The organism is Paenibacillus sp. WC2504, from assembly GCF_052682475.1.
Map to the genome: position 1 here is coordinate 4,203,534 of NZ_JBQZFH010000001.1, position 23,381 is coordinate 4,226,914.

The following is a 23,381-nucleotide window of genomic DNA, read 5'->3' on the forward strand; positions in this document are numbered from 1 at the left end:
CCTTCCTCAAATCTCTTTGTTTAGACACTTTAAATCTAATAAAGTTTCATTATTCCTCCCTAATTTCTACCAGTTATTGCAAAAAGCCGCCGAGCTATCGCTCAGCAGCCTAATATTTCGTCCGTTCATCCCTTCACAGCAGAACTGACCGTCAATGCGTTTTCCACTTGTTCGGTGAAAATTAAATATAACACGACCATCGGCAAGCTGGCGATCGTCATGACAGCCCCCATTCCACCCCAGTCGGTCGCATGAAGACCTTGAAAATAGATGAGTCCAATCGGCAAGGTCATTAATTCCTCTTTTGTTATTAAAATCGATGCCAAAAAGAATTCATTCCACGTTCCCATAAACTGTAGAATAACAATGGTGGCGACGGCTGGAGTGAGAATCGGCAGCATGATACGAAAAAATGCGAGGTATATTGAAGCGCCATCCATACAAGCCGATTCTTCCAACTCTTGTGGGATTCCACGCAGGAAACCGTAAAAGACCATCGATGCAAAAGGGAGCCCAAACGCTATGTAAGGGATCAGTAGAGCGCCGTAAGTATTCGTCAAGTGAAAATCTTTCACGATAATCGCCAAAGGAATGATAATGACTTGAATCGGAATAAACATCCCTATAATCATGTATATCCGTACCGTTTCCCGAAATTTCCATCGAAGCCTGGCAATGGCATAGGCAAACATGACGGCGAACAAGACAACACCTATCGTTGTTATCGTTGAAACAATCATGCTATTGGTGATATAAGTCGGGACACTGAATTTATTCCAGGCATTCACATAATTTTCGTATCTAAAGTGCGTTGGTAGTCCGAAAGGATTGGTTACGAAGATTTCATCATTGTTTTTCAACGAATAGGAAACCATCCAAATTAACGGATAGACGGAAATAACGAAATAGGCCCATAAAAAGGACTGCAGGACGACTCCAACGATTTTGTTCATACTATGACTCTCCTTTACCCTTGTTCCAATCCGGTTTCTCTGCTATCAAACACTTTATTGATGATTATGGTGGCGATTAGGCTAATCACAATCAACAAAACCGAAATGGCACACGCATACCCATATTGATTGCCCGAAAATGCATTCCGAATGATCATGAACGTTATCGTATAGTTTGTCGTTCCTGGTCCGCCATTTGTCATAATAGCCATTTGCACATAAGCCCCTATCCCAGCTGTAATGGCAATAATAAAGCAAAACTTGAACGTCTCTTTCATTAATGGGAGCGTGATGTGCCAATGCGCCCTCCATTTGCCTGCGCCATCAATTCGAGCAGCCTCTGTATAATGTTCTGGAACGGATTTCGCGCCGGCATATAGCAAGGCAAACTGAAACCCCATATACTGCCAAGCATTAACGAAGGCAATTGCAATAATGGAGACGCTCGGTGAGTTCAACCAGTCTTGACGATAAGCGATCCCAAGTGCTTGAAACAACTTATTGATGATTCCGTTAACCGGGTCATACATAGAAAGCCAAAGTTGACACACGACCGTGACCGACAGTACTACAGGAATGAAGTATGCGGTTTTCAGGATTTTTCGTCCCTTCACCGTGGGATCCGAGCAAATTAGCGCCAACAACGTACCTAGACCGATTTGGAAAATGACTAGCACCAGGGCGAACAAAAGCCCGTTTCGCAGCGATGTCGTCAATAAATAATCTTGACTAAGGTCGATGTAATTTCGGATGCCAATAAAAGTGGCTTCGCTAAGCCCATCCCATTCAAAAAAACTGCGATAAACGGTCTGAAGAATGGGATAAAACACAATGACACTATAAAGCACAATAGCCGGGGTTAAAAAAATGAGGATAGCCCATTTATTTCCTAAGTATTGTTTCATCTCTATGCTCCCTTTCTTGAAAAAAACTCACACCGACTTACAGGTCGATGTGAGTCATCAGGTACTGAAAGGATTTATTTCTTCAGCGATTTATTGAGATTCGTAACAAACTGATCCGCTGTAAATCCTGCTACAATTAAGTTCTGCGAGTTGTCGTCAATGCTAAGATTCACATTTGTATCATTCTGTACGGTTGCGAAGCTCGTGATATTGGGGATCACTTCTTTACCAAGACGAGACAGCATTGCAGGCACTTGCGCCGTGATCGGCTTATCCACCTTGATGGAGACAATCGGTGTACCCACTTGCGTATACTTGTACTCTGCATATTTACGCGCCATGAATGCCGCTACTTTAATTGCGGCTTCTTTGTTTTTTGTTTTGGCGGAAACGGCGAAGCCTCCTGGTCCCCCTGCCCCATTCATGGCAAACTTGGCCTTTTCGTAAGTGGCTTCATCTTTCGCTGGGAAATTCATGAACTCTACATTGTCTCCGAGATTTTTTTGTGAGGTAGGAATTTCCCATTGACCATTAACGAACATAGCTGCCTTGCCTTGATAAAAAAGTGAAGAAGCTTGATCATAGTTCGTCTGCGTCGCATTTTTAGCAAATAAGCCTGCCTTTTGCAGCTCCTCTACTTGCTTGGCGGCCAGTTTCAGAGCTTCCGGCGTTTCTGCCGCGCCATTGAGGGCTCCGTAGCCTTTCGGCTCCTCGCGAGTCATGAAGCCTTGCAACAAGGCGTTGCCAATCCATTTCTCTTTGGAGAAGATCGCGAGTGGAATAATTCCCTTCGCATTGAATTTTTTAGCGGCATCCTTCAATTGATCGATCGTTTTGATCGGCGCCTCAATGCCTGCTTCAGCAAAAAGCTTTTTATTATAGTACAAAATAATAAATTCAGTGCCGGCATACGGATAGCCATACACATGGCCATCTGGTGCAATAAGTTTTGCTTCGTTGCCTTTGTTCAAATCTTTCTTGAATTGTGCAGTTTCCGGAGCATCATCTAAGGTCAGAATATTGTTCGACTTGCTTCCGATCTGCATGATATCCCAATTCGTGTCAATAATATCAGGCAAATCTCCGGTTGCCATTTGCGTTTTGATTTTCTGTCCATTATCTTGCAGACCAGGGACTAGCGTAACTTCAATGTTTGGCATTTCTTTTTTAAGCTCCGCAACCGCGTAATCATAAGGCTTCGATGTGTCATCGTCGAAATGATTGGTATAGATGCTAATCTTAACAGGAGCATTTGCTGGTGTTGAAGCTGTTGTCGCAGCCGTAGCAGCAGGAGTTGCCGCGGCAGGTGATGCCGATGTTGCTGGCGTTGTTTTTGAGCCCGCATCATTTTTCGTTTCCGTTCCACACGCTGTAAGTGAAACAGCCATGATTGATGCGAGTCCGATGCTGCTCAATTTCGTCCAATCCCTCATTTCGAATACCCCCAGTAATAAAGTCAAGATAATTGTAGCGCTTACATGACTGATTGTAGGGGAAAAATGATTACACGATAAGGTACGATTACGCCTTATAACGTACAAAAAGCCCGTTTTCTGGCGGACAATTTTCAGAAGAACGGTCTTTACTCCTTGTTTATAACTTACTTTTTTTTGACGGGGCCAAATTAGGCAAAATACTTTCGACATATGATCTATCCAAGAATATATTGGTAAACGTAGACCCTCCCCCTTGCCGCACCGCCGTTCCCCTATCGGCGAGGCGGTCTTTTTATATGTTCAGTTTAGCGATCGAGCGGAAATCTCTCGTCAACGCGAGAAGCTGGCTCCCTTTCAGATAAAAGTCGTCTTTCACCCGCCAAGTATGGCTCTGTTTATTTTTACGACGGATAATAATTCAACATACGTCTATGGAAGATCATTTGTGAAACAAAAAAAAGAAGCCCGCCTGAGCGAGCTTCTTACTAATCTTAATGCATAGCATTCATCGTCGCGTGCTTCACAATGACACGGCGGATGAAGAAGGCTACGGCTAACCCGATAAGTGTCACAATCATAGCGAAAATGAACACGTTCTGGGAACCAAGCATCATGGCTTTTGCAGCCTCGATGGGTTCACTTGGTTTGGAAGAGCTATCTAGATACTTCTCCATACCGCTAGTCAGGATACTGATTGCAATTGCTGTACCGATCGCCCCTGCAACCTGTTGCAGCGTGTTCATCACCGCTGTTCCGTGCGGATAAAGTTCCGGCGGAAGTTGGTTAAGTCCGTTCGTCTGAGCCGGCATCCACACCATGGAGATCCCAATCATGAGTCCGATGTGCAAGACGACGATAAACGCTACGGAAGAGGCAACCGTGATACTGGAGAAAAACCATAACATCACAGCTACTATGGCAAGACCAGGGATTACAAGCCATTTAGGTCCATACTTATCGAATAAGCGCCCCATACGTGGAGACAAAATACCATTCAACGCGCTACCCGGAAGCAGCATGAGCCCTGTCGTAAAGGCAGATAGTTTCATGCCATTTTGTAGATACATCGGCAAAATGATCATAGTCGATAAAATAATCATCATACAGGACAACACAAGAAGCAGTCCGATGATAAACATTGGGTATTTGAAAACGCGCAAGTTCATCATTGGCTCGCGCATTGAGATCTGACGAAGTGCAAACAATAAAAGAGAGATTAGACCGATTATGATCGATGTAAGGACGATTGCGCTAGTCCAGCCGCCCTCTCCTTCGCCTGCTTTACTGAAGCCAAACACAACGCCGCCGAAACCTATGGATGATAAAATAATCGATAGTATATCAATACGCGGTTTTGTAACCTCGGTGACGTTTTCCAGGTTTCTCAAACCGATCAAGAGTCCAATAATCAAAAATGGAAGAGATAACCAAAAGATATAGTGCCAAGTTAAATATTCGATTAAAAGTCCCGCCACAGTTGGGCCGGTTGCCGGTGCGAACATGATGACTAGACCAACGAAACCCATCGCTGCTCCGCGCTTCTCCGGAGGATAAACGACTAGAATTGTATTAAACATGAGTGGAATTAATAACCCCATTCCTGCTGCCTGAAGAACACGAGCGACCATCAACATTTCAAAATTGACTGCCAGAGCTGCAATCAATGTTCCAACGATCGAGCTTGAGAGCGACACAATAAAAAGCTGCCTTGTTGTAAACCATTGCAGCAGTAAACCAGTCATCGGCATCAGAATTCCGAGAGTCAGCAAAAACCCTGTCGTTAACCACTGGGCAGTGGCAGCTGAAATCTGGAACACATCCATCAAATTACTAATAGCTATATTGAGTGCCGTCTCACTGAACATGCCTACGAAACCGCAGATCAGCAGCGACGCCATAATAGCCTTAGTATTATATTGCTTCATTTGTTTCTTCACTTCCCTCTCCTGAAAACTAATTGAATAGTTCTCTATCTTTATAGTCCGCTTAAAAATACAACAGTCTGTCGAATTATACAAGTGCAAAAATAAATTAAATGATATTCTCCTTTCCAGAAAAAGAAAACACCTCCAAATGACACAGGGAGGTTCCGTTCATCATTTTAGTCCAATTAGGGTTAGAAGACTGGACAACATGGTCAGTTTTTTTGATTGTTTGACTTGTTTCGCACTAGATCGCGGCGTCCACTTCCAGGCATTGTTTTCAATTGCTTTAATCTCCTGTCTATGCTCATTCATCGTTTCCTCAAAAAAATAAGGATCATGATGCAAGGCGCACACCTCCAATTCCTTATTAGGATGACTTCCCTTCGCTTTAAGCTCATTATACGAAAACAACTATGACAACAGTCTGTCATACTTGTGGGTACCGATTTAACATTTTTTCTATTTTTACTTTGAGCAGTTGCCTTAACGACAGGGGTTCAAGAACCTCCACATCTTCACCAAAACTTAATATCATTTCAACTAACCATTCAACTTCTGAAGGATTGATAATGGTAATTGTAAGCGTGCCATCTTCATTAAAATATTTATCTTCCGCATAGAAACAATCTAAAGCATGTGCCAATGATCTCCCAGAGAAATGTAGAACAGCTCCCACGATTTCATCTTTTCGATAATCCAAAGAGAGATCTTGTAGAAAGGCTGAATGAATGCACGGATAGATCTCAGGCAAGGTGACCAAATCTATCATTCTTGTAAGTTTAAATACGCGATAATCCTTACGAACTCTACAATACCCATGCAAATACCAAGAATAATATTTAAATAGCAAACTAACTGGCTCAACGATCCTATGAGCTCTCTCATTCTTAGAATTCATATATTCGAATCGAATGACTTGCCGCGTCGTTATCGCGGCACGAAGCGTATGTAACGTTTCGTTGTTGGCTCGCCAGCTTCCTAAATCCATGGTTAAGCTCGGCATTTTATCCTTTTGAATGGTTTGAAGCCTATGGATCGTCTCCGTTGCTCCCTCATCTTTGAACACCGTCGCCGTACTGTGAAGTAGCGTGATTAAGGACTCAATGTCGTTGTCATGCAATAAAGTTTTCTCCATTTTATACTCTTTAATAATTCCATATCCGCCGTTGACGCCCTGATAAGATACGACAGGGATTCCAGCCGCACAAATAGCCTCTATATCTCGATAAATGGTTCGTTGAGAGACCTGATACTTGTTCGCAAGCTCTGAAGCGGAAATCACTTCATTATTCAAAAGCGCATACGTAATCGAAATTAATCGTTCTAACTTCATCTCATCACCCTTTAAACTCAAGAACATATGTTTGTATATATTACACCATAATTGCCCAATTGGTTCAAGGGGAACAGCGAAAAACTGCATTAGCCTTCGACTCTACTACCCAGACGCCTCTTCTTCACCTCATCACATCAACCCATTTATTACTCAACACCTACCACTATAGAATCACATAACGAAGTTGCGACTGTAACCGTATTCTACGTTGTACTTCTTGCAACCATTTAGCTGAAATTTGGCTTCTGATCAGCTTTTTATTGTACTTTATACAACGAATCTTGAATTAAAACGCTTCCATCACGACTTTTCGCAACAAATGGTTGTATATTGTGCAACGAATGAATGCCTCCGCGGTCAAACCACACTGTTATGTTGTATAAAATACAACGTATGCCTTCGAATTCGCTGCTTAGCTGTCTCGACAACACCTCACCCACATCCCCATCACCATTCCTTAAACTATAACGGGAATTAGTACGGCCTAGCTCATCAATAAGGTTAAGAGAAACTTACTCCGATCACTCATTCCTAGCTTGATTGTAGTCTGCCCATAACGGGCTGATGTATTTTTCTAAGGCTTTTTTTACGTCACTTCTTCGGCTCTCTTCAATGTTTACAGTGTCATTTAAAATATCATTTCTTATTCGTATAAGCACATACAAAGGAGGCAGTGAAGCCTCACGCAGAGCTTTTATCATCTCTTCTTCTTGCGGCGTAATATCCATTATCGCACCTCTTCCTTAATGTAAAAGATACTTCCATTCTATACCCTACCATAAGTGTTAGGGTCAAGACCATGAAAGCCAAAAAGGCAGTCCGCTATAACCAGCGAACTGCCTTCTTCTATATATATTAATTCGAGTCTGCTTCAGCTGACCGATCATACCACGCGTTGAGTTCTTCCAACCGTTTGTTGTAAGCATCACGAATGGAATAAGCAGATTGGGACCCAACCGGAAGCCGCAGCGGCGCATTTCCTTCATTGATGACGGAAATAATATATTGGACCGCTTTGGCCGGATCGCCAATTTTGATGTTTGATAAGTTTTTTTCATACGCTTCGTAGTACGGGATATACTCCGGCTTTTTCTCCGTCTGCTCCAAGGAGTGTCCGAGAAACTCAGTGGCAAAAACAGCCGGCTCGACAATCGTCGTCTTGATGCCAAAGCTTGCAAATTCCTTCGCGAATGCTTCAGAGAATCCTTCTACTGCAAACTTGGAGGCGGCATATAGGCTGAACGGCGGGAAGGAAACAACTCCGAAGAAAGACGAGAAATTAATATAATGTCCGGATCCCTGACGTTTGAATACAGGAAGTGTCGCACGAATGACATCCAATACACCAAATACATTAACGTCGAATTGTTTCCGAATTTGTTCTTCCGTGTACTCCTCTAGCATACCGAATAGTCCGTAGCCCGCATTATTCACGACAATATCGATTTTTCCAAATACAGCAACAGCTTCTTGAACAGCGGCTTGAATTTGGTCGGGTTTGGTGACATCCAGAGCGACAAGATGAACACGATCCGGTGCTAATGCTTTAAAATCCTGAATAGCTTCAAGTTTGCGCGCTGTAGCGACTACTTTATCCCCAGCTTGAAGCAGCTGCTCCACAAAATGGCGGCCGAATCCTGTCGAAGTTCCTGTAATAAACCATACTTTACTCATCATCTATTTCTCCTTTTTGTCTATCTAATTTTGTCAATGATTTTTCTCTAATGCTAGATAGAGCCTAGAAATATCAAGAATGAACATTCTAGAATTTACAAAAAAATAAGGCTCCAATTAACTATCTAGCAACGACATAGCGGAACCAGCTATGCGGTGAAGCTTCTCTTTGTCGGTAGAGGTTCGAGCTAGTACACGCAAACCTAGCATTGAGTTATGCATTTCTTCAGCAAGCTCACTTGCGTTACGAGTCGAAGCGAACTCACCACTTTCTTGTCCCCGCTGAATCAGTTCAGCGAGAAGCTTCTCCACCTTATCGAAGCTTTGTACTGTCTTGACATCCACTTCGTGATCCCAAGGAGCAACCTCTACAGCCATATTGACAAGCAGGCAACCTGGCGGCTTGTCGTCTTTTCCTTCAATCATGTAGTCAAACAAAAAACGAATAGCTTGCTTAGCACTATCGGCGCGGGTGATGCCTGATTGAAATTGCCCGTTCAAGTACTCATTGTAACGTTCAATGGCTTGTAGAAACAGTTGATGCTTGTCGCCAAATGTATCGTACAAGCTTCTGCGATGAATACCTAAATGATCAACCAGATCATTGATCGATGTTTTCTCATAGCCTTGTTCCCAGAATAACTTCACAGCTTTCAGCAACGCCACATCGACATCAAATTCCTTGACTCGAGGCATTTCACATCACCTCCCTTCTGAATATAGTTATATCACATTGAGAACGTTCGGTAAAGAATTATTTTTACCGAACGTTCTCATATTCCAGTTAAAAAAGGATTATTCCAAACAAAATGGAATAACCCTCTAATTTTCATGCCGGTACTCCGTGCCGGATTAGAACAGACTTAACAAGCTCACTACCCGCGGCTTTCTCCGGAAGCCTTACGCCTGCTGCAATGAGACTCTCAGCTACCGCGGCATAGTCCCCTTTAGCGTCCTGATCATGCATCGAGCCCCACATACAGCTATTGAGCGGAGTCCCCCCAAACTCATTACGAATTTCGATGGATGCCCCACGCCCAAGCAGCAATTGGACAATTTTGTTGTCCCCCCGGATTGCAGCACGATGAAGGGCTGTCATCGAATGCTCATTACGCCGGGCATCTGGTTGAAAACCAACATCCAACATGAGTCGCACGGCCTCTATCCGATGATCCCATGCTGCGTTCGCAATCATACTGTGGTATTCCGAATCTAGCGATTGGATGATATTCCGATGCTCGCTTAACATGGCATTGACGGTTTCGGCATCCGCCTGCATACAAGCGTACAGCAACTTCTGCTCAACAGAACTGTACGGCAACAGCAACTCCGTAATGGCATCATGACCCAGGTGCATCGCAAGAAAAAGCGGCTTAGCTCCAGCGCTGATCAAGTACTCGTAAATGTGCCCACCATTCGATTCACCGGAGGTAAACTCCCCTTTTCCCACCTGAGATTGAAGGGCATACGGATTCTCGTTAAAAATCCCGCGAACAAGGTCAAGGTCTCCCAGCTGAATGGCCATAAAGATATCCGTCTGAGCACCACGTTTAATCAAATGTTTGCATTTGTCAGGTTTATTAACCGCATATTGAGCAGGTGTACTATTGTGGTCAATATCCCGCTTATCAATGTCAGCCCCGTGATCCAGCAGGAAATCGATGACGTCAGGTGAGTCGGCATAATGCAGCGGAACCTGCCCATCTGGGCCACGCTGATTGACAACCTCTGGGTCCTCTTCCACCATCTTTTGCAAGACATCAAGCATGCCTAATGCTGCAGCAGCGTGTGGATCGACACGAGCTCCTCGTTCTATTAGGTAACGGGACAATTTATGATGATCATGATGCAGAACACCAAATCCGCCGGCCCACCAGCTGCTCTTGGCATTGATGTCTGCCCCGAATTGAAGCAGCACATCAACCATCTGGCGGTTACCTCTGTATGAAGCGATCACAATCGCTGGTGTATCAAAAGAAAAACTTGGTTCGTCTATCCGTGAAACTAGCGATGGATGACTTTGCAGAATCTGTTTTACAGCTTCCGGGTCATTACGATCAACCGCCTGCTTGAATTGTTGAATAACCTTCACGTCCAGATCATTATTCAATTCCGTCACGTAAGCATTCCTCCTCCTTTGCTACGACTTGAGATTATAGAAAATCTCCGTTTCTAGTTTGGTTTCATCCTCATTCCAATGTCCGTACACTTCCATTAAAGGAAGCTCATGAATGTCACCTGAAGCTTTTACTTTTGCACGAATGCTTTCATAAGTTTTATCAAGTTCACTATAGGGCCCGATGTGTTTGCAATAGGCATATTTTTCTAAAATAACATCCTTCTTTTCCAATAATGAATCTTCATTCGGAGGAAGAACTAGCTCAATGCCGGCAAATATATGGTGACCATTTTCATAAACTACGTGGTTCGTTCCCTTATAAGAGAGCCCCTTCTCACGTACTTCCTTCCAAATTTTATCCAACAGTTCGAAAATCGTATCACTGTACCTTTTTTGTTGATCATGCGTTTTAGAAAAGCCGAACAATGTAACCATTTTTCTTTGATTGAAAATGACTGGTTCCATTAGGATCTCCCTTCTACTCTCGATAAAAGGACAGCACCCAGCACACGCCGTTCCGGTCAGTCACTATCGCCAGCAGACCGTTAAACGGAGCCTCGTATACTTCGGTAAGGATAGTCCCGCCGGTTGACAATGCTCCGTAAATCGCACGGAACGATTCTTCCGAATCGATTTTCAGGAAAACTCTCACATAGTCACCTTTCAACGTTGGTTTCGCCGCTTGAACATCGGCAAATTTAAGTGTTGCCGCCCCAACATGAAGGTCCGCGTTTAACACCACTTCACCTTGCTTGCGCAGAATAATAATCTCACCACCAAAAATACTTTGGTAGTATTTAATTTCGTCTTTACAGTTCTCCACTACGATAAAAGGGATCGCAATCATCATGTACATCCTCCTTAAATTTATACTCCATATAAAGCACTTGCCTCTACACGTCTTCTTGTTCACTCAGATTATGAAGGACAGTCTTCAATAGGTCGTTCAACAAGTCATACTCCTCATCCGAAATACCTTTTCGGGTCTTGCTCTTGACGCGGCTTAATGCTTCTTGTACTTTGGGCACCACCTCACGACCTGACTCTGTCAAATAGAGTAGTTGATAGCGATTGTCCGCGGGATCGGCTTCCCTCCGAACATATCCTTCTGCTTCCAGCTTTGCAATGGCTTTAGCCGTAGTCGTCTTGTCAATGAGCAGCCTCTCGCTTAGCGATTTCTGTGTAATGGGCTGATGAAAAGCTATTGACATGAGGAAGATGTACTGACCGCTTCCAATGCGATAAGGTTGCAGCTCGGATGAGATCAGTATTTGCATGTGTCGATATATAGCAGAGATGTATTGCCCGTGTGATTCCGTGCTGTCCTTATTACCAGGCTTCCAGTGATTGCTCAATTTACGCCTCCTTAGATAGGATGTCATTGCAACTAATTTCAGTATATGGCATATAGGATGTTATTGCAACTAATTTTATACATATAGGCTTGACACCCGTGCAGTTCAACCATTTTAGAGGTCAAAACGCAAGGAACATCAAGCTTTTATTGAACTTTACTCTTCATTCACATATGGAATTGTTAAAGGTCCCAAAGGCAAAACGGCTACCGTCATCTTCTCGCCATACTTCTCTTTCAATTGCTCCAATGTAACTTCAATATCATGAGAAGTTTTTAACATCGCTTTTTCAACGTCTTCGTCGGCTAATGAAGAGTGCAAATAAACATCTGCCCAGACCTGAATAACGGCTTGTTTTTGTACTTGCCATTGATCGAACTTTTTAAAGCTTCCGTCGTTAATCATTTCGAGAATTTCATGTGGTGTTTTACGCATCTGTAAAATTTCTGCATAATTGCCGTGGTTCGGAATCCCATCCGAGCATTCTGAGGCACAGATGATGGTTCCACCCTCTTTAACAATCTTATGGGCCGCACTCATCCCTTTGACTGCCTGATACAGATTCTGGTCTAACGGGTAGCCTGAATTGGAAGTAATGACAACATCAAACCGTCCCTCAACCGGGATCATGGCATGCTGTTTGGTGAAAGCACACCCTTGGTCATGGGCTTCAAACAACTCACCGGCAAAAACTTGCGTGATTTCCTTCGATTTATTCAGAGTCACATTGAGCATAAAATGGGGCTTGCACATCCGATTGACTTCACGGGTCATATCCTGCAGCGGATTATTTACCATATTCCCCCACGTTGCCAAAGGGTCTCCGATCATTCGGGCGTTATGAAAGGTCAAAATGGTCTCAATTCCAGCAATACCAGGCATGATCCCTTTCGGTCCTCCGGAAAAACCTGCAAAAAAGTGAGGCTCAATAAAACCTGTAACAATTCTGAAATCTGCCTCTACATACTCTTTATTGAGATAGACATCGCACCCAAACTGGCTATACCCCACCTTCACAAGTTCATCGTTGTTGTGGCAATGGTGATTAATCACGCGTACATTGTCGACAACCGTCTTGCCCAACATTTGAATCAGTTCTTCCTCGGTTTGATCGCGATGCGTTCCCGTACCGTTAATGATGACAACATTTTCTTTAGGCACGTGAGTCAGTTCTTCAAGAATCCACGGGACCAACTTCTCGTTAGGTGTTGGACGTGTAATATCACTAATGACAATGGCAACCTTGTCCGTAGATTTGACCAACTCAGCCAAAGGCGGCGATCCAATCGGATGTCTGAGAGCTTCCAGCACGGCTAGTTTCTCTTCTTGCAATCCATCCATATGATAAGGCTCGATAATCTTGGAATGGTCTGGCACATCAACAGCTAAAGTTCCTTTACCGTACAGCAGGGTCGTCTGCATATCTTTCCCTCCATTGTGAACATGAATTTGAGTCGTAATATTATTTACAAGAGTTATGAAAGCGTTTAATAGTAAAATTATAACATAGACAACTAGTAATAGACTTCTCCATTTTTACAGGAATAACCTTGACGCCTACGGGACAACTTTAACATTATGGCTAACCGTTATTTAATGGTATAATTACCATTGTTCATCAAAATACTTAGAGTGAGGCGGTAATCGTTATGGAAACAGCTAAACAGACAGTAACGGTTGAAACTACAGTACATGCACCAGTTGAACAAGTGTGGGCATTTTGGACACAACCAGAACATATTACACAATGGTCTTTCGCCTCTGATGACTGGCACGCGCCAAGAGCCGAAAATGATTTAAGGGTTGGCGGAACATTCGTTACAAGACTCGAAGCCAAGGATGGAAGCTTTGGATTTGACTTAGGCGGCGTTTATGATGAAGTGAGAACGCATGAATTCATTTCTTACACCATGGGCGATGGAAGAAAAGTTGAGATCTCATTTATTCGTCAAGATAACGATACAAATGTAATTGAATCATTTGATGCTGAAAGCGCAAATCCTGTTGAAATGCAAAGAGCTGGCTGGCAAGCGTTTCTAGATAACTTTAAAAAATATAGCGAAACTGCCAAATAAGATTTGGCCATATGATTTGATATGAATGAAAACCTCCCTTACTTCCGGGAGGTTTTTTGTCATTTCATTTGCTGATTAACTTTGTATATATTCCTTGCCGGTGGGAAATTATAACAAAAAGTTTTGAAAGATAAAGGGGACTCAGGACAATGAATCCATTAATAAAAGAAATTACAGCTAAGTTTCTGAATAACGATGATTTCTTTCTTCAACAGGATTATTTTATGAATAACTCTGTTATCTTAATGGGCTTCAACACATTGGTCGACTTGACTGAGTCTCGAGAAGCTATGCATATGTACATAGAAAAGGCAATTTCTGTAAATATAACAGAGGAAGAATTATTAAGCTTGTTCGGGGAAGTCAAAGAGAGTGATATTAATGTTCTCATCTCATCTATTTTGCAGGGAAAATTAATCATATTTTTCGCTAAATACAACAAATTTGTTGTGTCGCAGCCGATACCCAAATTGCTTAATCGGTTTACTGAACCTCCTACGAATGAAAACGTGCTTCAGGGGCCGCTTAGTTCCTTTGTCGAAGACATTGAACAAAACATTGGTATTGTCAGGAAACAAGTAAGCACAGATCAACTTTTTGTCAAATCGGTTTATGTGGGCAAGGATGAGAAAAAAAAGATTTCGCTTCTGTATTGCGAGAACTATGTGCAAATGGAGTTGGTGAATAATATTGTTCGTCAACTCGAAATGAACCTGGATAAGGAAGTTCACAATTTACAAAACTTATCAAAAACGATGGGATTTTCCGCCTGGGAATCCTTCTCTAAATTTAAAACGACAGAACTTCCTCTGGAGGCAGCTCAATGCTTGCGTATGGGGAAAGTCGTACTATTTGTAGATAGATTACCTTTAGCACTGATTCTGCCTAGTTTGTTGTGGGATATGTTTGCAATGGAAAACGATCGCAATTATCCGCTCCCTTTAATGCTGTCAGTCCGATTTTTGCGAATCATTGGCGTTTTGATGACGTTAATTGTTCCTGCTTTATATGTAGCCTTAGTAGCCGTTAATCCCGAGGTGTTAAGAATAGAACTTGCGTTAGCGGTCTCTCAAAGCCGTGATAGCGTGCCATACCCTGCCCTTGTAGAAATCCTGCTGATCCTAGTTATTCTAGAATTAATTGTGGAAGCCAGCGTCAGATTACCCAAAAGTATCGGGCCCACAATTACCATGGTAGGCGGGATTATATTGGGTCAAGCTATCGTTGCTGCCAAATTAGTGAGTAACCTCATCTTGATTATCCTGGCCGCCACGACAATTGCGAATTCAACGGTGGTTGGATTTCAAAATTCGCTCTCCATCCGTTTATTTAAATATTTAATTGTGGTTTTAGCTGCCATGTACGGAGTGCTGGGTATTTTGGCGGGTTTAGTCCTGGTATGTGCCTACCTGGCAAGTCTAAATACTTTTGGAGTTCCCTATATTCAAATCAATGTGGCAAAGGATCGGAGCAATCATGGATAAAAGCATTTCCGTCATGCTTATGTACCTTCTTACTCATTTGGGGCTTATTTTTTTCCTATATCCGGAAGATATTATTGGAAGTACAGATTCCGCACATTGGATTCCTATTGTAATAGGAATTATTGTCCACTTTGTTGTTATTTCCATCTATATGAAGGGTTTAAGCTTCTACCCGAAGTGGGACATTATTCGGATTTACCTCAATGCGGGAAAAGCAGCTGCTATCATTTTTCTTTTACCGGTTACACTTTATTTTTTCATCATCGCCATTCTAGCCGTTCGCGCTTACTCTGAAATCATTTGTATCGTTTTTTTATCCAATACCCCATTATGGTCAATCATGATGTTATTACTTTTTGTGTCAACGTATCTTGCAGCTAAAGGGATTGAAGCCATTTTTCGCACTGGGGTACTATTGGCTATTATTTTTCTGCCTTTAATTTCTATGATTAGTTTCACTTCGTTTCAGAACATTAATTGGTACTACTCCTTTCCCCTTTTCGAACAAGACTTCTCGTTCCTGATGAAACCCTCTTATTTTAAAAGCTTTTTTGCCTTCGCAGGTGGCTTCTTGTTTCTAGGCTTCATTCAGCCTGTTATTACATATCAAAGAAAAAAAATTCTTCTTGCAGCCCTTTTTCTTATTCCCTTCTTTATCTTCTCCGTCTATATTCCTATTCTCACCTTCGGGGAGGCAACAGCAGTAACTCTTCATTTTCCTTTTGTCGTTGTTGTGGAGACCATTAATATTTCTTGGTTCATGTTTGACAGAGTGACCATGTTTTTCTTGCTTACACTGATTACTTTCAGCATGCTATTCATTTCCATAACGTTATGGCAGGCCAATCGCATTATAAGCAAGTGTTTACCAATCATTAAGCCGTTTTATCTACTGCTCGCGATCTCGGTTGTTATCTTTGTTTCCAGTTTAATGATTCCGGATTGGAATAGCGTCGGCAATCTATTTCTATGGAACACTCCTTTAAGATTTTTTGTTTTAGTTTCCATTCCGTTGTCTATTTATTTTCTGGGGCTTCGTTTTAAAAGGAAGGTGGGGCATGAACTCAATTAAGTCTTCGTTGCAAGTTATTGTACTTCTAGGTATTGTAATTACTCTGAGCGGCTGTTGGGATAATAAGGACATAAATCATCGTACTTTACCACTGGTTATGGCTATAACTAAGCAAAATGATGAGTACAAAGTCATCCTGCAAGACCCTGAGTTGGATCAGAATACGATAAAAATGAATTTAATCAGCCAGACTGGTAAAACAATCAGCCAAGCGGTAGATAAAATCAGTATGAATAAAGAAAAACAAATCGATTTATTCCATATTAAAGTCATTCTTATTGAAAAAAAACTTGCACAGCAAGGGTTGAAAGATATTATCGCTGGTTTCATGAGAAACGGGGAAATTTCGCTTAAAGCGTACGTTGTTATCTGCGATGAAGAGATTGAAAAGTATTTAGCCAATGAAAAGAAAACAACAGTCCCCAAACAAGCGTTTGTTTACGACTTTTTCGAAAAAAATGCGGGTTGGAACCCACAGATTGCTCGAGCACAGATCTGGCAAATTTATCGTAGTATATATTCGTACACCAATGATATTGCAATCCCTATTATTAAATCAGGTCAATCCTCCCCATGTGACTATATAGGCTCATCTGTTATTAAAAATGGGAAGATGGTTGAACAGATCACATCCGACGAAACTCTTCTGTATAATGCCTTCAACAAGGAAAGCACCCAGGGAAAAATCGAGGTCATGGATCATGCGAGTGTCTTAATTGTTAGTAATTCGATGAAATATAATAGCGAGCTTGTTGACAATAAACCTTATATGCATACACAAATCAAATTGAAAGTTGTCGTCCTGGAGACAAAAGGAAATCCATCCCAAACGCTCATTATACAAGAATTAGAAAAGCTAATTACAGAAAGATTTCAAATGCTATTTTCAAAAATCCAAAAAAGTGAAGCTGACATTCTAGGAATTGGGCAGCGTTTTCGTACTATCATTCCAAGAAAAGATTTGCAGAATTGGCGAACCGAATACTACCCTCAGCTGAAAATGGATCTTCAATTTCATACAGATATCCAAAATGAAGGTTTAATTAAAATGCGTTCAAAGTAAACAAAATGACAGATAGAAGGAACCTTTGGTTGATTGATTACCTCAGGTTCCTTTTTCGTTTCTTTGATCACTCTAAAACTCAATACCACGCACTTTTGCAAAAACCATCGTATCTCTCAAAGAACCATCTTGTGCACACTTCTCTTGTCGAAGAATTCCTTCCAACGTATATCCCTGACGTTCAGCAACACGTGAGCTACGTGTATTTCGTCCGTCACATCGAATTTCAATTCGATTAGCGTGCAACTCATGGATGGCATAGTTCGTAATGGCCTCTACGGCTTCCGTCATATAACCTTTATGGCTAAAAGGTGTACGCAACCAATAACCAATTTCAAATTTGCGCGCTTCCCAATCAATGCGGTGTAAGCCGCTGCTGCCAATGAGCTGACCCGTTTCCTTCAGAAATAGAAGTAATCGGAGATCAGTCCGATCTAAAAATTCCAGCCTGGCACGTCGGATGTTTATTTCAGATTCTTCAACGGTGGGAATTTGTCTGGCCCACGGCATCCAAGTACGCAACTCTTCCATACTTTCCCTAATTGCTTCGTTAACCATCGCGCCATCTCCCCATAGGGGGGCTCTTATTAGCAAACGTTCACTCTCAAAGCTCTCTGGTATCGTATATAATATCGGGCTGGATGCTTGAATACTCATCGCAATTACCTCCTATAGGATTGGTTAACTTTTCTCTTCCGCAAATTTTCTCCATAACTTCTCCACATCTATGAAACAATCCTTCCCTTCCTCTCCCTAAAGCAGAAATTCATTTCTAAATAATGAGTTCATCGAATATATTGGGTTCAAGCAATTGTACGGAAATGGACAGGAGGTAAACGCTTATGGAATATTGTTCTACGACAGAGCCGTCTAAGCGGATATCAGATTTGATAGCTCTTGTAATAGAAACCTATGATGTCCTTCAACGGGAGTCGGATCTGACCCCTTCAAATTCCGCGATCACGAAACCGATTTCTATTTTCACGGAGGCACTCAGGCAAATATACACACCGGAAGAAGTAAAGTATGTGATGGGGAATGTTGAAGTCGCCACACGCCAAAAAGGGTTGCTTGCCAAGCTGTCCGAAGCCGAGTACCTCATGGAGTTGTTCGACTCCCGCCACCTCTGCGAGCAACCCGAATTCGGATTAGCGAGCTTATTCCAATATAAAAACTGGAGAAATTACGACAGTCTTGTCGGCGAGGAACTGAAGCAGCTCCGAAGGATTATTCGGTCCGAGGAAATTTCTGCACCTATTGTTTTTGTCGGAAGCGGGCCTTTGCCGCTGAGTGCGGTACTGCTTCATCTTAGGTGGAATGTGAGCGTCATCTGTGTGGATATGGATCCGGATGCTTGCGAAGCAGCAAGTTCCTTGATGGAACGCATTCATTTGAGCGATAACGTGCATGTCGTGCAAGGAGATGGTGCGGACTTCGATTATGCTTCTTACCAGCATGTGTTTATTGCAAGCCTTGTTACGCAAAAGGACAAAACACTTGAACAAATCCGCCGGACGAATCCGAACGCTTTGGTCGCCATACGAACTGCGGAAGGCATCCGGCAGCTCATGTATGAAGCGATCAACGAGGAAGCTATCGCCGCGGCAGGATGGCGTCTGCTTGGCCGGACATCGCCGATAGCAAATCGAGTGATTAATTCAGCTCGCTTTTATCGACTTTGTCCTGAATGATATACCCTTGACCGAGTTCTATCTGCGTAAAGCCTGCCATATGGCGTGTTTGGAACCTTATCGGCACTTGACTTCCTACAAGTAAGAAGTTTTGAATATCAGCGATGTCTTCTGACGGTAGAGAAAATGCTTTTATATAAGCAAATTCTTCATTTAGCGTTGAATGAATCGCGTTCACGAGCTGATCATTTTCACCTTTACCGAACAGATTCATGACAATCAGTCCTGAAGGATCAAGCTTTTCTTTGCAAATTTCAAAAAATTGCTTCGAAATCAAATGAGTAGGCGTTCCTTTTTCAGTAAAGGCATCCAACACAATTGCATCATAAACATGCTGCTTTTCATTTGCGAGGATTTGACGGCCATCACCTATCCTGACATTATCCCCGCCGTATCCAAAAAACTTTTTGCTTAACTCCACCACGGTCTGATCTATTTCTACCACGCTGCATTGCTTCTCTGAAAAATAGCCAGCTATCGTCCCGATCCCGTGTCCGATAATAAAAGTTTTTTCGAGCGACGGGATATTATTCTCAATTAAATGAATAATAGCTCGCGGATATTCAAATAAAATGCGTGTCGGATCATTCAAGTCCATCGCACCTTGGATGGCGCTATTAGAAAACTCTAAGACACGAAACCTTCCCTTTTCACCATACAACTCGGTAGTGTCGTAAACGGAAATCTCATGATTAGGGCTAGAAGTTTTGAAAAGTAACTCCAAGTTATCGATCCCTTTCTGGTTGGACTGCTTTTTCTTTCATAAAGCTGACGAATTTCTGCGTGGCCGGTGACAGAAACCGGTCTTTTTTGATATGCAGTCCGACTTCCCATAGCCAACCTTCCTCTTGGATCTGTATCCATCGCAGATCTTCCAGGTGCAATCCGGATGTTTTGGGCAGCACAGAAACGCCAAGACCTGCCGCTACGAAACCTGCCACTGTTGGAAGATCCTCTGCATCGTAGGTGGATGCGAGAGTGAAATTCATATGATGGACACGGGTGAGGAGCGAATCTCTTAAAGAGCAGTTATGTTTCAAGCCTACGAACGGCTCGCCAGTCATTTCTTTTAAGCTTATGGATTCCCTGTTCGCAAAACGATGATCGAAAGATACCACCAAATACAAGGGCAGCGAAAGGATCGGTACCCATTCATAGGTGTCACTAACTGGTCTTTCCGAGGTGATCATCACATCGGAGAAGCCCTTTTCGACCTGCTCCATAATCGCCCCCTTATCTCCCTGTGTCAACTCGAAGGTGATTTTCGGGTTGGCTTTTTGGTATTCACGAATCAATTGAGGTATTAAACCTACACCTAATATATTTAAATAAGAAAGATAGATGATCCCCGACTCAGGGTTGGAGCATTCCTCAATTTCCTGTTTTCCTCGCTCTACTTCTTGTAAAATCTTCTCAACTCGCTTCGCGAACATGGTACCGTAACGGTTTATTTGCAGGTTCCTTCCCTTCCGCTCAAACAAAGGTACGCCTAGCTCAGCTTCAAGCTTTGAGATGGCATGACTAAGTGCAGGCTGGGTGACGGATAAGGCTTCTGCAGCTTTCGTCAGATGTTCGATCCGAGCAACTTCCAAGAAATATTCTAATTGAGTAAGCTCCATATCGCCTCTCCTAAATTCATTATTTTTATCATTCCTGTTACTATCATACATACTGCTTATGATTGAATCAAATCTGAAGAGGTCCATTCATGAAAAACAATAATGTAATTTATTATTAATATAAATTAGACTTATTATTCAATCGGACGTAAGCTAATACCTGTGACCAAGGTTCACATCATTAGAATTTAACATACAGGAGGATAATCATAATGAATCTTTCTTCATATGAGTTTGAACTTCAAGGAAAACGCGCACTAGTAACGGGTGGAACTAAAGGTATGGGCTTAGCGATCGTGAAGAGGCTTGCAGCAGCCGGTGCTACCGTGCTCACAACAGCACGCCAGCTCCCAACGGATAACGAGAATCCAAACGTCCACTTTGTTCAAGCTGATATCACGAAGCCGGAAGGTACCGCGGTCATCATGAAGGCCGTGTATGAGAAACTCGGCGGTATCGACATTTTGATTAATACGGTAGGCGGTGCCTCCACTCCTCCCGGCGGTGCGCTGGCATTGACGGAGGAAGACTGGATGGAAACTCTGAATATGAACCTTCTTGGTTCCGTACGCTTGGACAGAGGCTTGCTGCCCCTAATGGTCGAGCAAGGCAAAGGTGCTATTATTCACGTAAGCTCCATTCAGCGAAAAATGCCGCTGTACGAAACAACTTTGGCGTACGCTGCATCCAAAGCGGCCCTTACCAATTACAGCAAGGGCCTGTCCAAGGAATTTTCCCCGAAAGGGATCCGCGTAAATACGATAGCCCCTGGCTTCATTCAAACTGAAGCGGCGGATCGTATGATTGACCGTATCGCTACTGCAGCTGGAAGCCGCGAAGCCGCTCTAGAGGAACTGATGAATTCCCTCGGGGGCATTCCGATTGGGCGTCCCGGCTTGCCGGAGGAAGTGGCTGAGCTTGCCGCCTTCCTGGTGTCTGACCGCGCTGCTTCTATTACGGGAAGCGAATATGTGATTGACGGCGGGACGTTGTCAACCATTTGATTTTCATTTGATTTTTCGTGCATCATCGCTGGAAAAATGAAAGAGCTCTAAGGACTTGAATTTCCTTAGAGCTCTTTGCATCATTATCCAAGGTTATCAATCGCGTTTGCTAGTACCTCTCTAGTCTCGGTAAATCGTTCCCTTGCGCCAGTATCCAACGGGTCAATCCATGAGAACCCATCATTCTCATATCTAGCCCATATGTGCATATGGTAGTGCCCTAAATCGCTAAACTTACCCCCATTTTGCATCATGCTGATTCCATCCGGATGGAATAACGTTTTTAATCCTTTCGATAGTTTAGCTGAGGCCTTCATCACAGAAAGGGCTGTTTCTACATCCAAATCGTCAACGTCTGCATAATGTTTTTTAGGCAAAATAATGCTATGTCCCTCACTGCATGGGTCATTGACTAAGATGCACGTCACGTGTTCATCCTCGTATACGACATGAGTTGGCTCAAGACCCTGTGCTAATCTACAGCCTAAACACTCTAAAACATGATTCATTGATTTTCATTCCCTCCTGAAGCTACCTTGGCAAAATTTTTCTTATAAAATTCTTCACTGCTTCCATGCTATCCTGCCAATGGAGAGGAATCATGATAGAATTAAGCAATGAAATCATAGATATATAAAAGGGGATGCTAGAAATGACAACAGCTGTAGACTGGAAAAATGGAGCTAATGGTCAAACATTTATCGCCTCTTTTAGCGGAGGAAAAGATAGTGTCTTGGCGCTTTACAAAGCAATGAAGGTAGGAAAAACTCTTGGCCTGATCGTTATGCTGGAGGAGGAAGGAAAACGTTCCCGCTCACACGGAACGCCACCTGATCTTCTACGTGCACAGGCCGAATCCATTGGATTGCCTGTCTATACGGCACCCGCGAGTTGGGATGACTACGAAGAAGTGTTTATTCATCTTCTGGAAGATGCTAAGAAGCAAGGTGCGGAAGTGTTAGTAACGGGAGACCTCGAATTGACGGCTCATGGTTGCTGGCAGGACAAAGTATCGAGCGTTGCCGGATTAAAACTGGGCATGCCGCTTTGGGAAATGGATCACCGTGAAACTGTTGAGGAATTCATTCACTTAGGATTTGTTTCAATCGTTGTTACCGTAAATTTAGCATTAGGAATGCGAGAAGAAGATCTTGGTCGAACGCTAACCCTTGCTTTTGTGGAGGAGCTTGTAGCCCGTGGGATTGATCCTTGTGGAGAAGGTGGCGAATTCCATACCACTGTCATTGATGGTCCCCTCTTCAAACAACGCATAAGCGTTCACAAAGGTGAGATTGTCACGCATGGCGAATATGCCTTTTTACCATTGACGCTAGACCAAGCCTAGTAGAGACTTCCCATGAAATTCCGTTTATATACAGTTTAAAAATGCAAGTATAATCCACAGTAATGCATCATGTTATTTCCCTGCGAGAAGCTGGTATTCATTTGACGGAAATGAGTGTACCGAAGCCGACCCTCGATATCGAGGACTTCTGAAGATTCGGCGCACGCCAGAACAATTGTTCGATGTCACGCTACAGCCCATTATTTTCACGCTCATGTTCACTTACGTCTTCGGCGGTGCCATCTCGGGCGACGTAGTGAGCTATTTGCCCATCATTATTCCTGGCATCCTCGTCCAGAGCGTTATCACGACCTCCATCGTCACA

25 protein-coding genes and 1 pseudogene are annotated in these 23,381 nt (G+C 42.9%); 9 read left to right on the top strand and 17 right to left on the bottom strand.

Annotated features, from left to right (window positions below; genetic code table 11):
- Positions 1 to 125 precede the first annotated feature (125 nt).
- The 5 genes from ACUN27_RS18900 to ACUN27_RS18920 form a co-directional block, all read right to left on the bottom strand.
- The gene (locus ACUN27_RS18900; RefSeq protein ID WP_315950273.1) at positions 126 to 953 is read right to left on the bottom strand and encodes a carbohydrate ABC transporter permease; all 828 of its coding nucleotides are present in this window, start codon (positions 951 to 953) and stop codon (positions 126 to 128) included.
- 14 nt (positions 954 to 967) lie between these two features.
- Positions 968 to 1,858 carry a carbohydrate ABC transporter permease gene (locus ACUN27_RS18905; protein ID WP_315950272.1) on the bottom strand — a complete coding sequence of 297 codons (891 nt, stop codon included), beginning with the start codon at positions 1,856 to 1,858 and terminating at the stop codon, positions 968 to 970.
- A gap of 74 nt (positions 1,859 to 1,932) precedes the next feature.
- Entirely contained in the window at positions 1,933 to 3,291 is a 1,359-nt protein-coding gene (locus tag ACUN27_RS18910) for an ABC transporter substrate-binding protein (RefSeq protein WP_445559408.1), read from the bottom strand.
- 494 nt (positions 3,292 to 3,785) lie between these two features.
- Entirely contained in the window at positions 3,786 to 5,219 is a 1,434-nt protein-coding gene (locus ACUN27_RS18915) for a DHA2 family efflux MFS transporter permease subunit (protein ID WP_315950419.1), read from the bottom strand.
- Positions 5,220 to 5,646: 427 nt separating this feature from the next.
- Positions 5,647 to 6,579: a helix-turn-helix transcriptional regulator gene (locus ACUN27_RS18920; protein ID WP_445559409.1), complete on the bottom strand. Its 933-nt coding sequence runs from the start codon at positions 6,577 to 6,579 to the stop codon at positions 5,647 to 5,649.
- Between ACUN27_RS18920 and ACUN27_RS18925 the strand changes: the two genes are divergently transcribed.
- Positions 6,473 to 6,724, top strand: a complete 252-nt coding sequence (locus ACUN27_RS18925; RefSeq protein WP_379174349.1) for an NACHT C-terminal alpha/beta 1 domain-containing protein — start codon at positions 6,473 to 6,475, stop codon at positions 6,722 to 6,724. The genes ACUN27_RS18920 and ACUN27_RS18925 overlap by 107 nt on opposite strands.
- Positions 6,725 to 7,076: 352 nt before the next feature.
- Here the strand turns inward: ACUN27_RS18925 and ACUN27_RS18930 are convergent, their stop codons facing one another.
- From ACUN27_RS18930 to larA, 8 genes are all read right to left on the bottom strand, one after another.
- On the bottom strand, positions 7,077 to 7,283 hold the full coding sequence (locus ACUN27_RS18930; RefSeq protein ID WP_315950269.1) for a hypothetical protein: 207 nt from the start codon (positions 7,281 to 7,283) through the stop codon (positions 7,077 to 7,079).
- Positions 7,284 to 7,410: 127 nt separating this feature from the next.
- Positions 7,411 to 8,229 (bottom strand): SDR family NAD(P)-dependent oxidoreductase, encoded by an 819-nt coding sequence (locus ACUN27_RS18935; protein ID WP_445559410.1) that lies wholly within the window; start codon positions 8,227 to 8,229, stop codon positions 7,411 to 7,413.
- A 117-nt stretch (positions 8,230 to 8,346) separates the two neighbouring features.
- Complete coding sequence (locus tag ACUN27_RS18940; RefSeq protein ID WP_315950266.1) at positions 8,347 to 8,925, bottom strand: TetR/AcrR family transcriptional regulator; 579 nt, start codon at positions 8,923 to 8,925, stop codon at positions 8,347 to 8,349.
- Positions 8,926 to 9,058: 133 nt separating this feature from the next.
- A complete protein-coding gene (locus tag ACUN27_RS18945) occupies positions 9,059 to 10,348 on the bottom strand; it encodes an ankyrin repeat domain-containing protein (RefSeq protein ID WP_445559411.1) in 1,290 nt (429 codons plus the stop codon).
- 21 nt (positions 10,349 to 10,369) lie between these two features.
- Positions 10,370 to 10,813: a GyrI-like domain-containing protein gene (locus ACUN27_RS18950; protein ID WP_445559412.1), complete on the bottom strand. Its 444-nt coding sequence runs from the start codon at positions 10,811 to 10,813 to the stop codon at positions 10,370 to 10,372.
- A gap of 13 nt (positions 10,814 to 10,826) precedes the next feature.
- Positions 10,827 to 11,198, bottom strand: coding sequence for a VOC family protein (locus tag ACUN27_RS18955; protein ID WP_315950261.1), 372 nt, complete (start codon positions 11,196 to 11,198; stop codon positions 10,827 to 10,829).
- Positions 11,199 to 11,241: 43 nt separating this feature from the next.
- Entirely contained in the window at positions 11,242 to 11,703 is a 462-nt protein-coding gene (locus tag ACUN27_RS18960) for a MarR family winged helix-turn-helix transcriptional regulator (protein WP_445559413.1), read from the bottom strand.
- A 156-nt stretch (positions 11,704 to 11,859) separates the two neighbouring features.
- Complete coding sequence (gene larA, locus ACUN27_RS18965; protein WP_445559414.1) at positions 11,860 to 13,125, bottom strand: nickel-dependent lactate racemase; 1,266 nt, start codon at positions 13,123 to 13,125, stop codon at positions 11,860 to 11,862.
- Positions 13,126 to 13,352: 227 nt separating this feature from the next.
- Between larA and ACUN27_RS18970 the strand changes: the two genes are divergently transcribed.
- The 4 genes from ACUN27_RS18970 (at position 13,353) to ACUN27_RS18985 (ending at position 17,397) form a co-directional block, all read left to right on the top strand.
- Positions 13,353 to 13,778 carry an SRPBCC family protein gene (locus ACUN27_RS18970; RefSeq protein WP_445559415.1) on the top strand — a complete coding sequence of 142 codons (426 nt, stop codon included), beginning with the start codon at positions 13,353 to 13,355 and terminating at the stop codon, positions 13,776 to 13,778.
- A gap of 149 nt (positions 13,779 to 13,927) precedes the next feature.
- On the top strand, positions 13,928 to 15,262 hold the full coding sequence (locus tag ACUN27_RS18975) for a spore germination protein (RefSeq protein WP_315950255.1): 1,335 nt from the start codon (positions 13,928 to 13,930) through the stop codon (positions 15,260 to 15,262).
- On the top strand, positions 15,255 to 16,334 hold the full coding sequence (locus ACUN27_RS18980; protein ID WP_315950253.1) for a GerAB/ArcD/ProY family transporter: 1,080 nt from the start codon (positions 15,255 to 15,257) through the stop codon (positions 16,332 to 16,334). Before ACUN27_RS18975 ends, ACUN27_RS18980 begins: the two co-directional genes overlap by 8 nt.
- Positions 16,321 to 17,397, top strand: a complete 1,077-nt coding sequence (locus ACUN27_RS18985) for a Ger(x)C family spore germination protein (RefSeq protein WP_445559416.1) — start codon at positions 16,321 to 16,323, stop codon at positions 17,395 to 17,397. Before ACUN27_RS18980 ends, ACUN27_RS18985 begins: the two co-directional genes overlap by 14 nt.
- A gap of 72 nt (positions 17,398 to 17,469) precedes the next feature.
- Here ACUN27_RS18985 and ACUN27_RS18990 read toward each other — a convergent pair whose 3' ends face one another.
- Positions 17,470 to 18,054: a GNAT family N-acetyltransferase gene (locus tag ACUN27_RS18990; protein WP_315950250.1), complete on the bottom strand. Its 585-nt coding sequence runs from the start codon at positions 18,052 to 18,054 to the stop codon at positions 17,470 to 17,472.
- 185 nt (positions 18,055 to 18,239) lie between these two features.
- On the opposite strand from ACUN27_RS18990, the gene ACUN27_RS18995 reads away from it, so the two are divergent.
- On the top strand, positions 18,240 to 19,088 hold the full coding sequence (locus ACUN27_RS18995; RefSeq protein ID WP_445559417.1) for a nicotianamine synthase family protein: 849 nt from the start codon (positions 18,240 to 18,242) through the stop codon (positions 19,086 to 19,088).
- Here ACUN27_RS18995 and ACUN27_RS19000 read toward each other — a convergent pair.
- Both ACUN27_RS19000 and ACUN27_RS19005 read right to left on the bottom strand, forming a co-directional pair.
- Complete coding sequence (locus ACUN27_RS19000; RefSeq protein ID WP_315950247.1) at positions 19,051 to 19,812, bottom strand: spermidine synthase; 762 nt, start codon at positions 19,810 to 19,812, stop codon at positions 19,051 to 19,053. The genes ACUN27_RS18995 and ACUN27_RS19000 overlap by 38 nt on opposite strands.
- Before the next feature lies 1 nt (position 19,813).
- Entirely contained in the window at positions 19,814 to 20,707 is an 894-nt protein-coding gene (locus ACUN27_RS19005) for a LysR family transcriptional regulator (protein WP_315950246.1), read from the bottom strand.
- 212 nt (positions 20,708 to 20,919) lie between these two features.
- On the opposite strand from ACUN27_RS19005, the gene ACUN27_RS19010 reads away from it, so the two are divergent.
- Positions 20,920 to 21,711: an SDR family oxidoreductase gene (locus tag ACUN27_RS19010; RefSeq protein WP_326061398.1), complete on the top strand. Its 792-nt coding sequence runs from the start codon at positions 20,920 to 20,922 to the stop codon at positions 21,709 to 21,711.
- Between the two features lie 83 nt (positions 21,712 to 21,794).
- Here the strand turns inward: ACUN27_RS19010 and ACUN27_RS19015 are convergent, their stop codons facing one another.
- Entirely contained in the window at positions 21,795 to 22,220 is a 426-nt protein-coding gene (locus ACUN27_RS19015; RefSeq protein ID WP_445559418.1) for an HIT family protein, read from the bottom strand.
- Positions 22,221 to 22,363: 143 nt separating this feature from the next.
- On the opposite strand from ACUN27_RS19015, the gene ACUN27_RS19020 reads away from it, so the two are divergent.
- Together ACUN27_RS19020 and ACUN27_RS19025 are read left to right on the top strand one after the other, a co-directional pair.
- Entirely contained in the window at positions 22,364 to 23,056 is a 693-nt protein-coding gene (locus tag ACUN27_RS19020) for a Dph6-related ATP pyrophosphatase (protein ID WP_445559419.1), read from the top strand.
- Positions 23,057 to 23,231: 175 nt separating this feature from the next.
- A pseudogene (locus ACUN27_RS19025) lies at positions 23,232 to 23,381 on the top strand (ABC transporter permease); the annotation flags it as partial.

Excerpts from the sequence above, each read along its gene's own strand:
- ACUN27_RS19020 (WP_445559419.1), top strand. The coding sequence starts at position 22,364 with ATGACAACAGCTGTAGACTGGAAAAATGGAGCTAATGGTCAAACATTT.
- ACUN27_RS18910 (WP_445559408.1), bottom strand. The coding sequence starts at position 3,291 with ATGAGGGATTGGACGAAATTGAGCAGCATCGGACTCGCATCAATCATG.
- ACUN27_RS18980 (WP_315950253.1), top strand. The coding sequence starts at position 15,255 with ATGGATAAAAGCATTTCCGTCATGCTTATGTACCTTCTTACTCATTTG.
- ACUN27_RS18900 (WP_315950273.1), bottom strand. The coding sequence starts at position 953 with ATGAACAAAATCGTTGGAGTCGTCCTGCAGTCCTTTTTATGGGCCTAT.
- ACUN27_RS18955 (WP_315950261.1), bottom strand. The coding sequence starts at position 11,198 with ATGATGATTGCGATCCCTTTTATCGTAGTGGAGAACTGTAAAGACGAA.
- ACUN27_RS19005 (WP_315950246.1), bottom strand. The coding sequence starts at position 20,707 with ATGGAGCTTACTCAATTAGAATATTTCTTGGAAGTTGCTCGGATCGAA.
- ACUN27_RS18930 (WP_315950269.1), bottom strand. The coding sequence starts at position 7,283 with ATGGATATTACGCCGCAAGAAGAAGAGATGATAAAAGCTCTGCGTGAG.
- ACUN27_RS18975 (WP_315950255.1), top strand. The coding sequence starts at position 13,928 with ATGAATCCATTAATAAAAGAAATTACAGCTAAGTTTCTGAATAACGAT.
- ACUN27_RS18915 (WP_315950419.1), bottom strand. The coding sequence starts at position 5,219 with ATGAAGCAATATAATACTAAGGCTATTATGGCGTCGCTGCTGATCTGC.
- ACUN27_RS18935 (WP_445559410.1), bottom strand. The coding sequence starts at position 8,229 with ATGAGTAAAGTATGGTTTATTACAGGAACTTCGACAGGATTCGGCCGC.
- ACUN27_RS18950 (WP_445559412.1), bottom strand. The coding sequence starts at position 10,813 with ATGGAACCAGTCATTTTCAATCAAAGAAAAATGGTTACATTGTTCGGC.
- ACUN27_RS18995 (WP_445559417.1), top strand. The coding sequence starts at position 18,240 with ATGGAATATTGTTCTACGACAGAGCCGTCTAAGCGGATATCAGATTTG.
- ACUN27_RS18940 (WP_315950266.1), bottom strand. The coding sequence starts at position 8,925 with ATGCCTCGAGTCAAGGAATTTGATGTCGATGTGGCGTTGCTGAAAGCT.
- larA (WP_445559414.1), bottom strand. The coding sequence starts at position 13,125 with ATGCAGACGACCCTGCTGTACGGTAAAGGAACTTTAGCTGTTGATGTG.
- ACUN27_RS18990 (WP_315950250.1), bottom strand. The coding sequence starts at position 18,054 with ATGAGTATTCAAGCATCCAGCCCGATATTATATACGATACCAGAGAGC.
- ACUN27_RS18905 (WP_315950272.1), bottom strand. The coding sequence starts at position 1,858 with ATGAAACAATACTTAGGAAATAAATGGGCTATCCTCATTTTTTTAACC.
- ACUN27_RS18920 (WP_445559409.1), bottom strand. The coding sequence starts at position 6,579 with ATGTTCTTGAGTTTAAAGGGTGATGAGATGAAGTTAGAACGATTAATT.
- ACUN27_RS18985 (WP_445559416.1), top strand. The coding sequence starts at position 16,321 with ATGAACTCAATTAAGTCTTCGTTGCAAGTTATTGTACTTCTAGGTATT.
- ACUN27_RS19010 (WP_326061398.1), top strand. The coding sequence starts at position 20,920 with ATGAATCTTTCTTCATATGAGTTTGAACTTCAAGGAAAACGCGCACTA.
- ACUN27_RS18970 (WP_445559415.1), top strand. The coding sequence starts at position 13,353 with ATGGAAACAGCTAAACAGACAGTAACGGTTGAAACTACAGTACATGCA.
- ACUN27_RS19015 (WP_445559418.1), bottom strand. The coding sequence starts at position 22,220 with ATGAATCATGTTTTAGAGTGTTTAGGCTGTAGATTAGCACAGGGTCTT.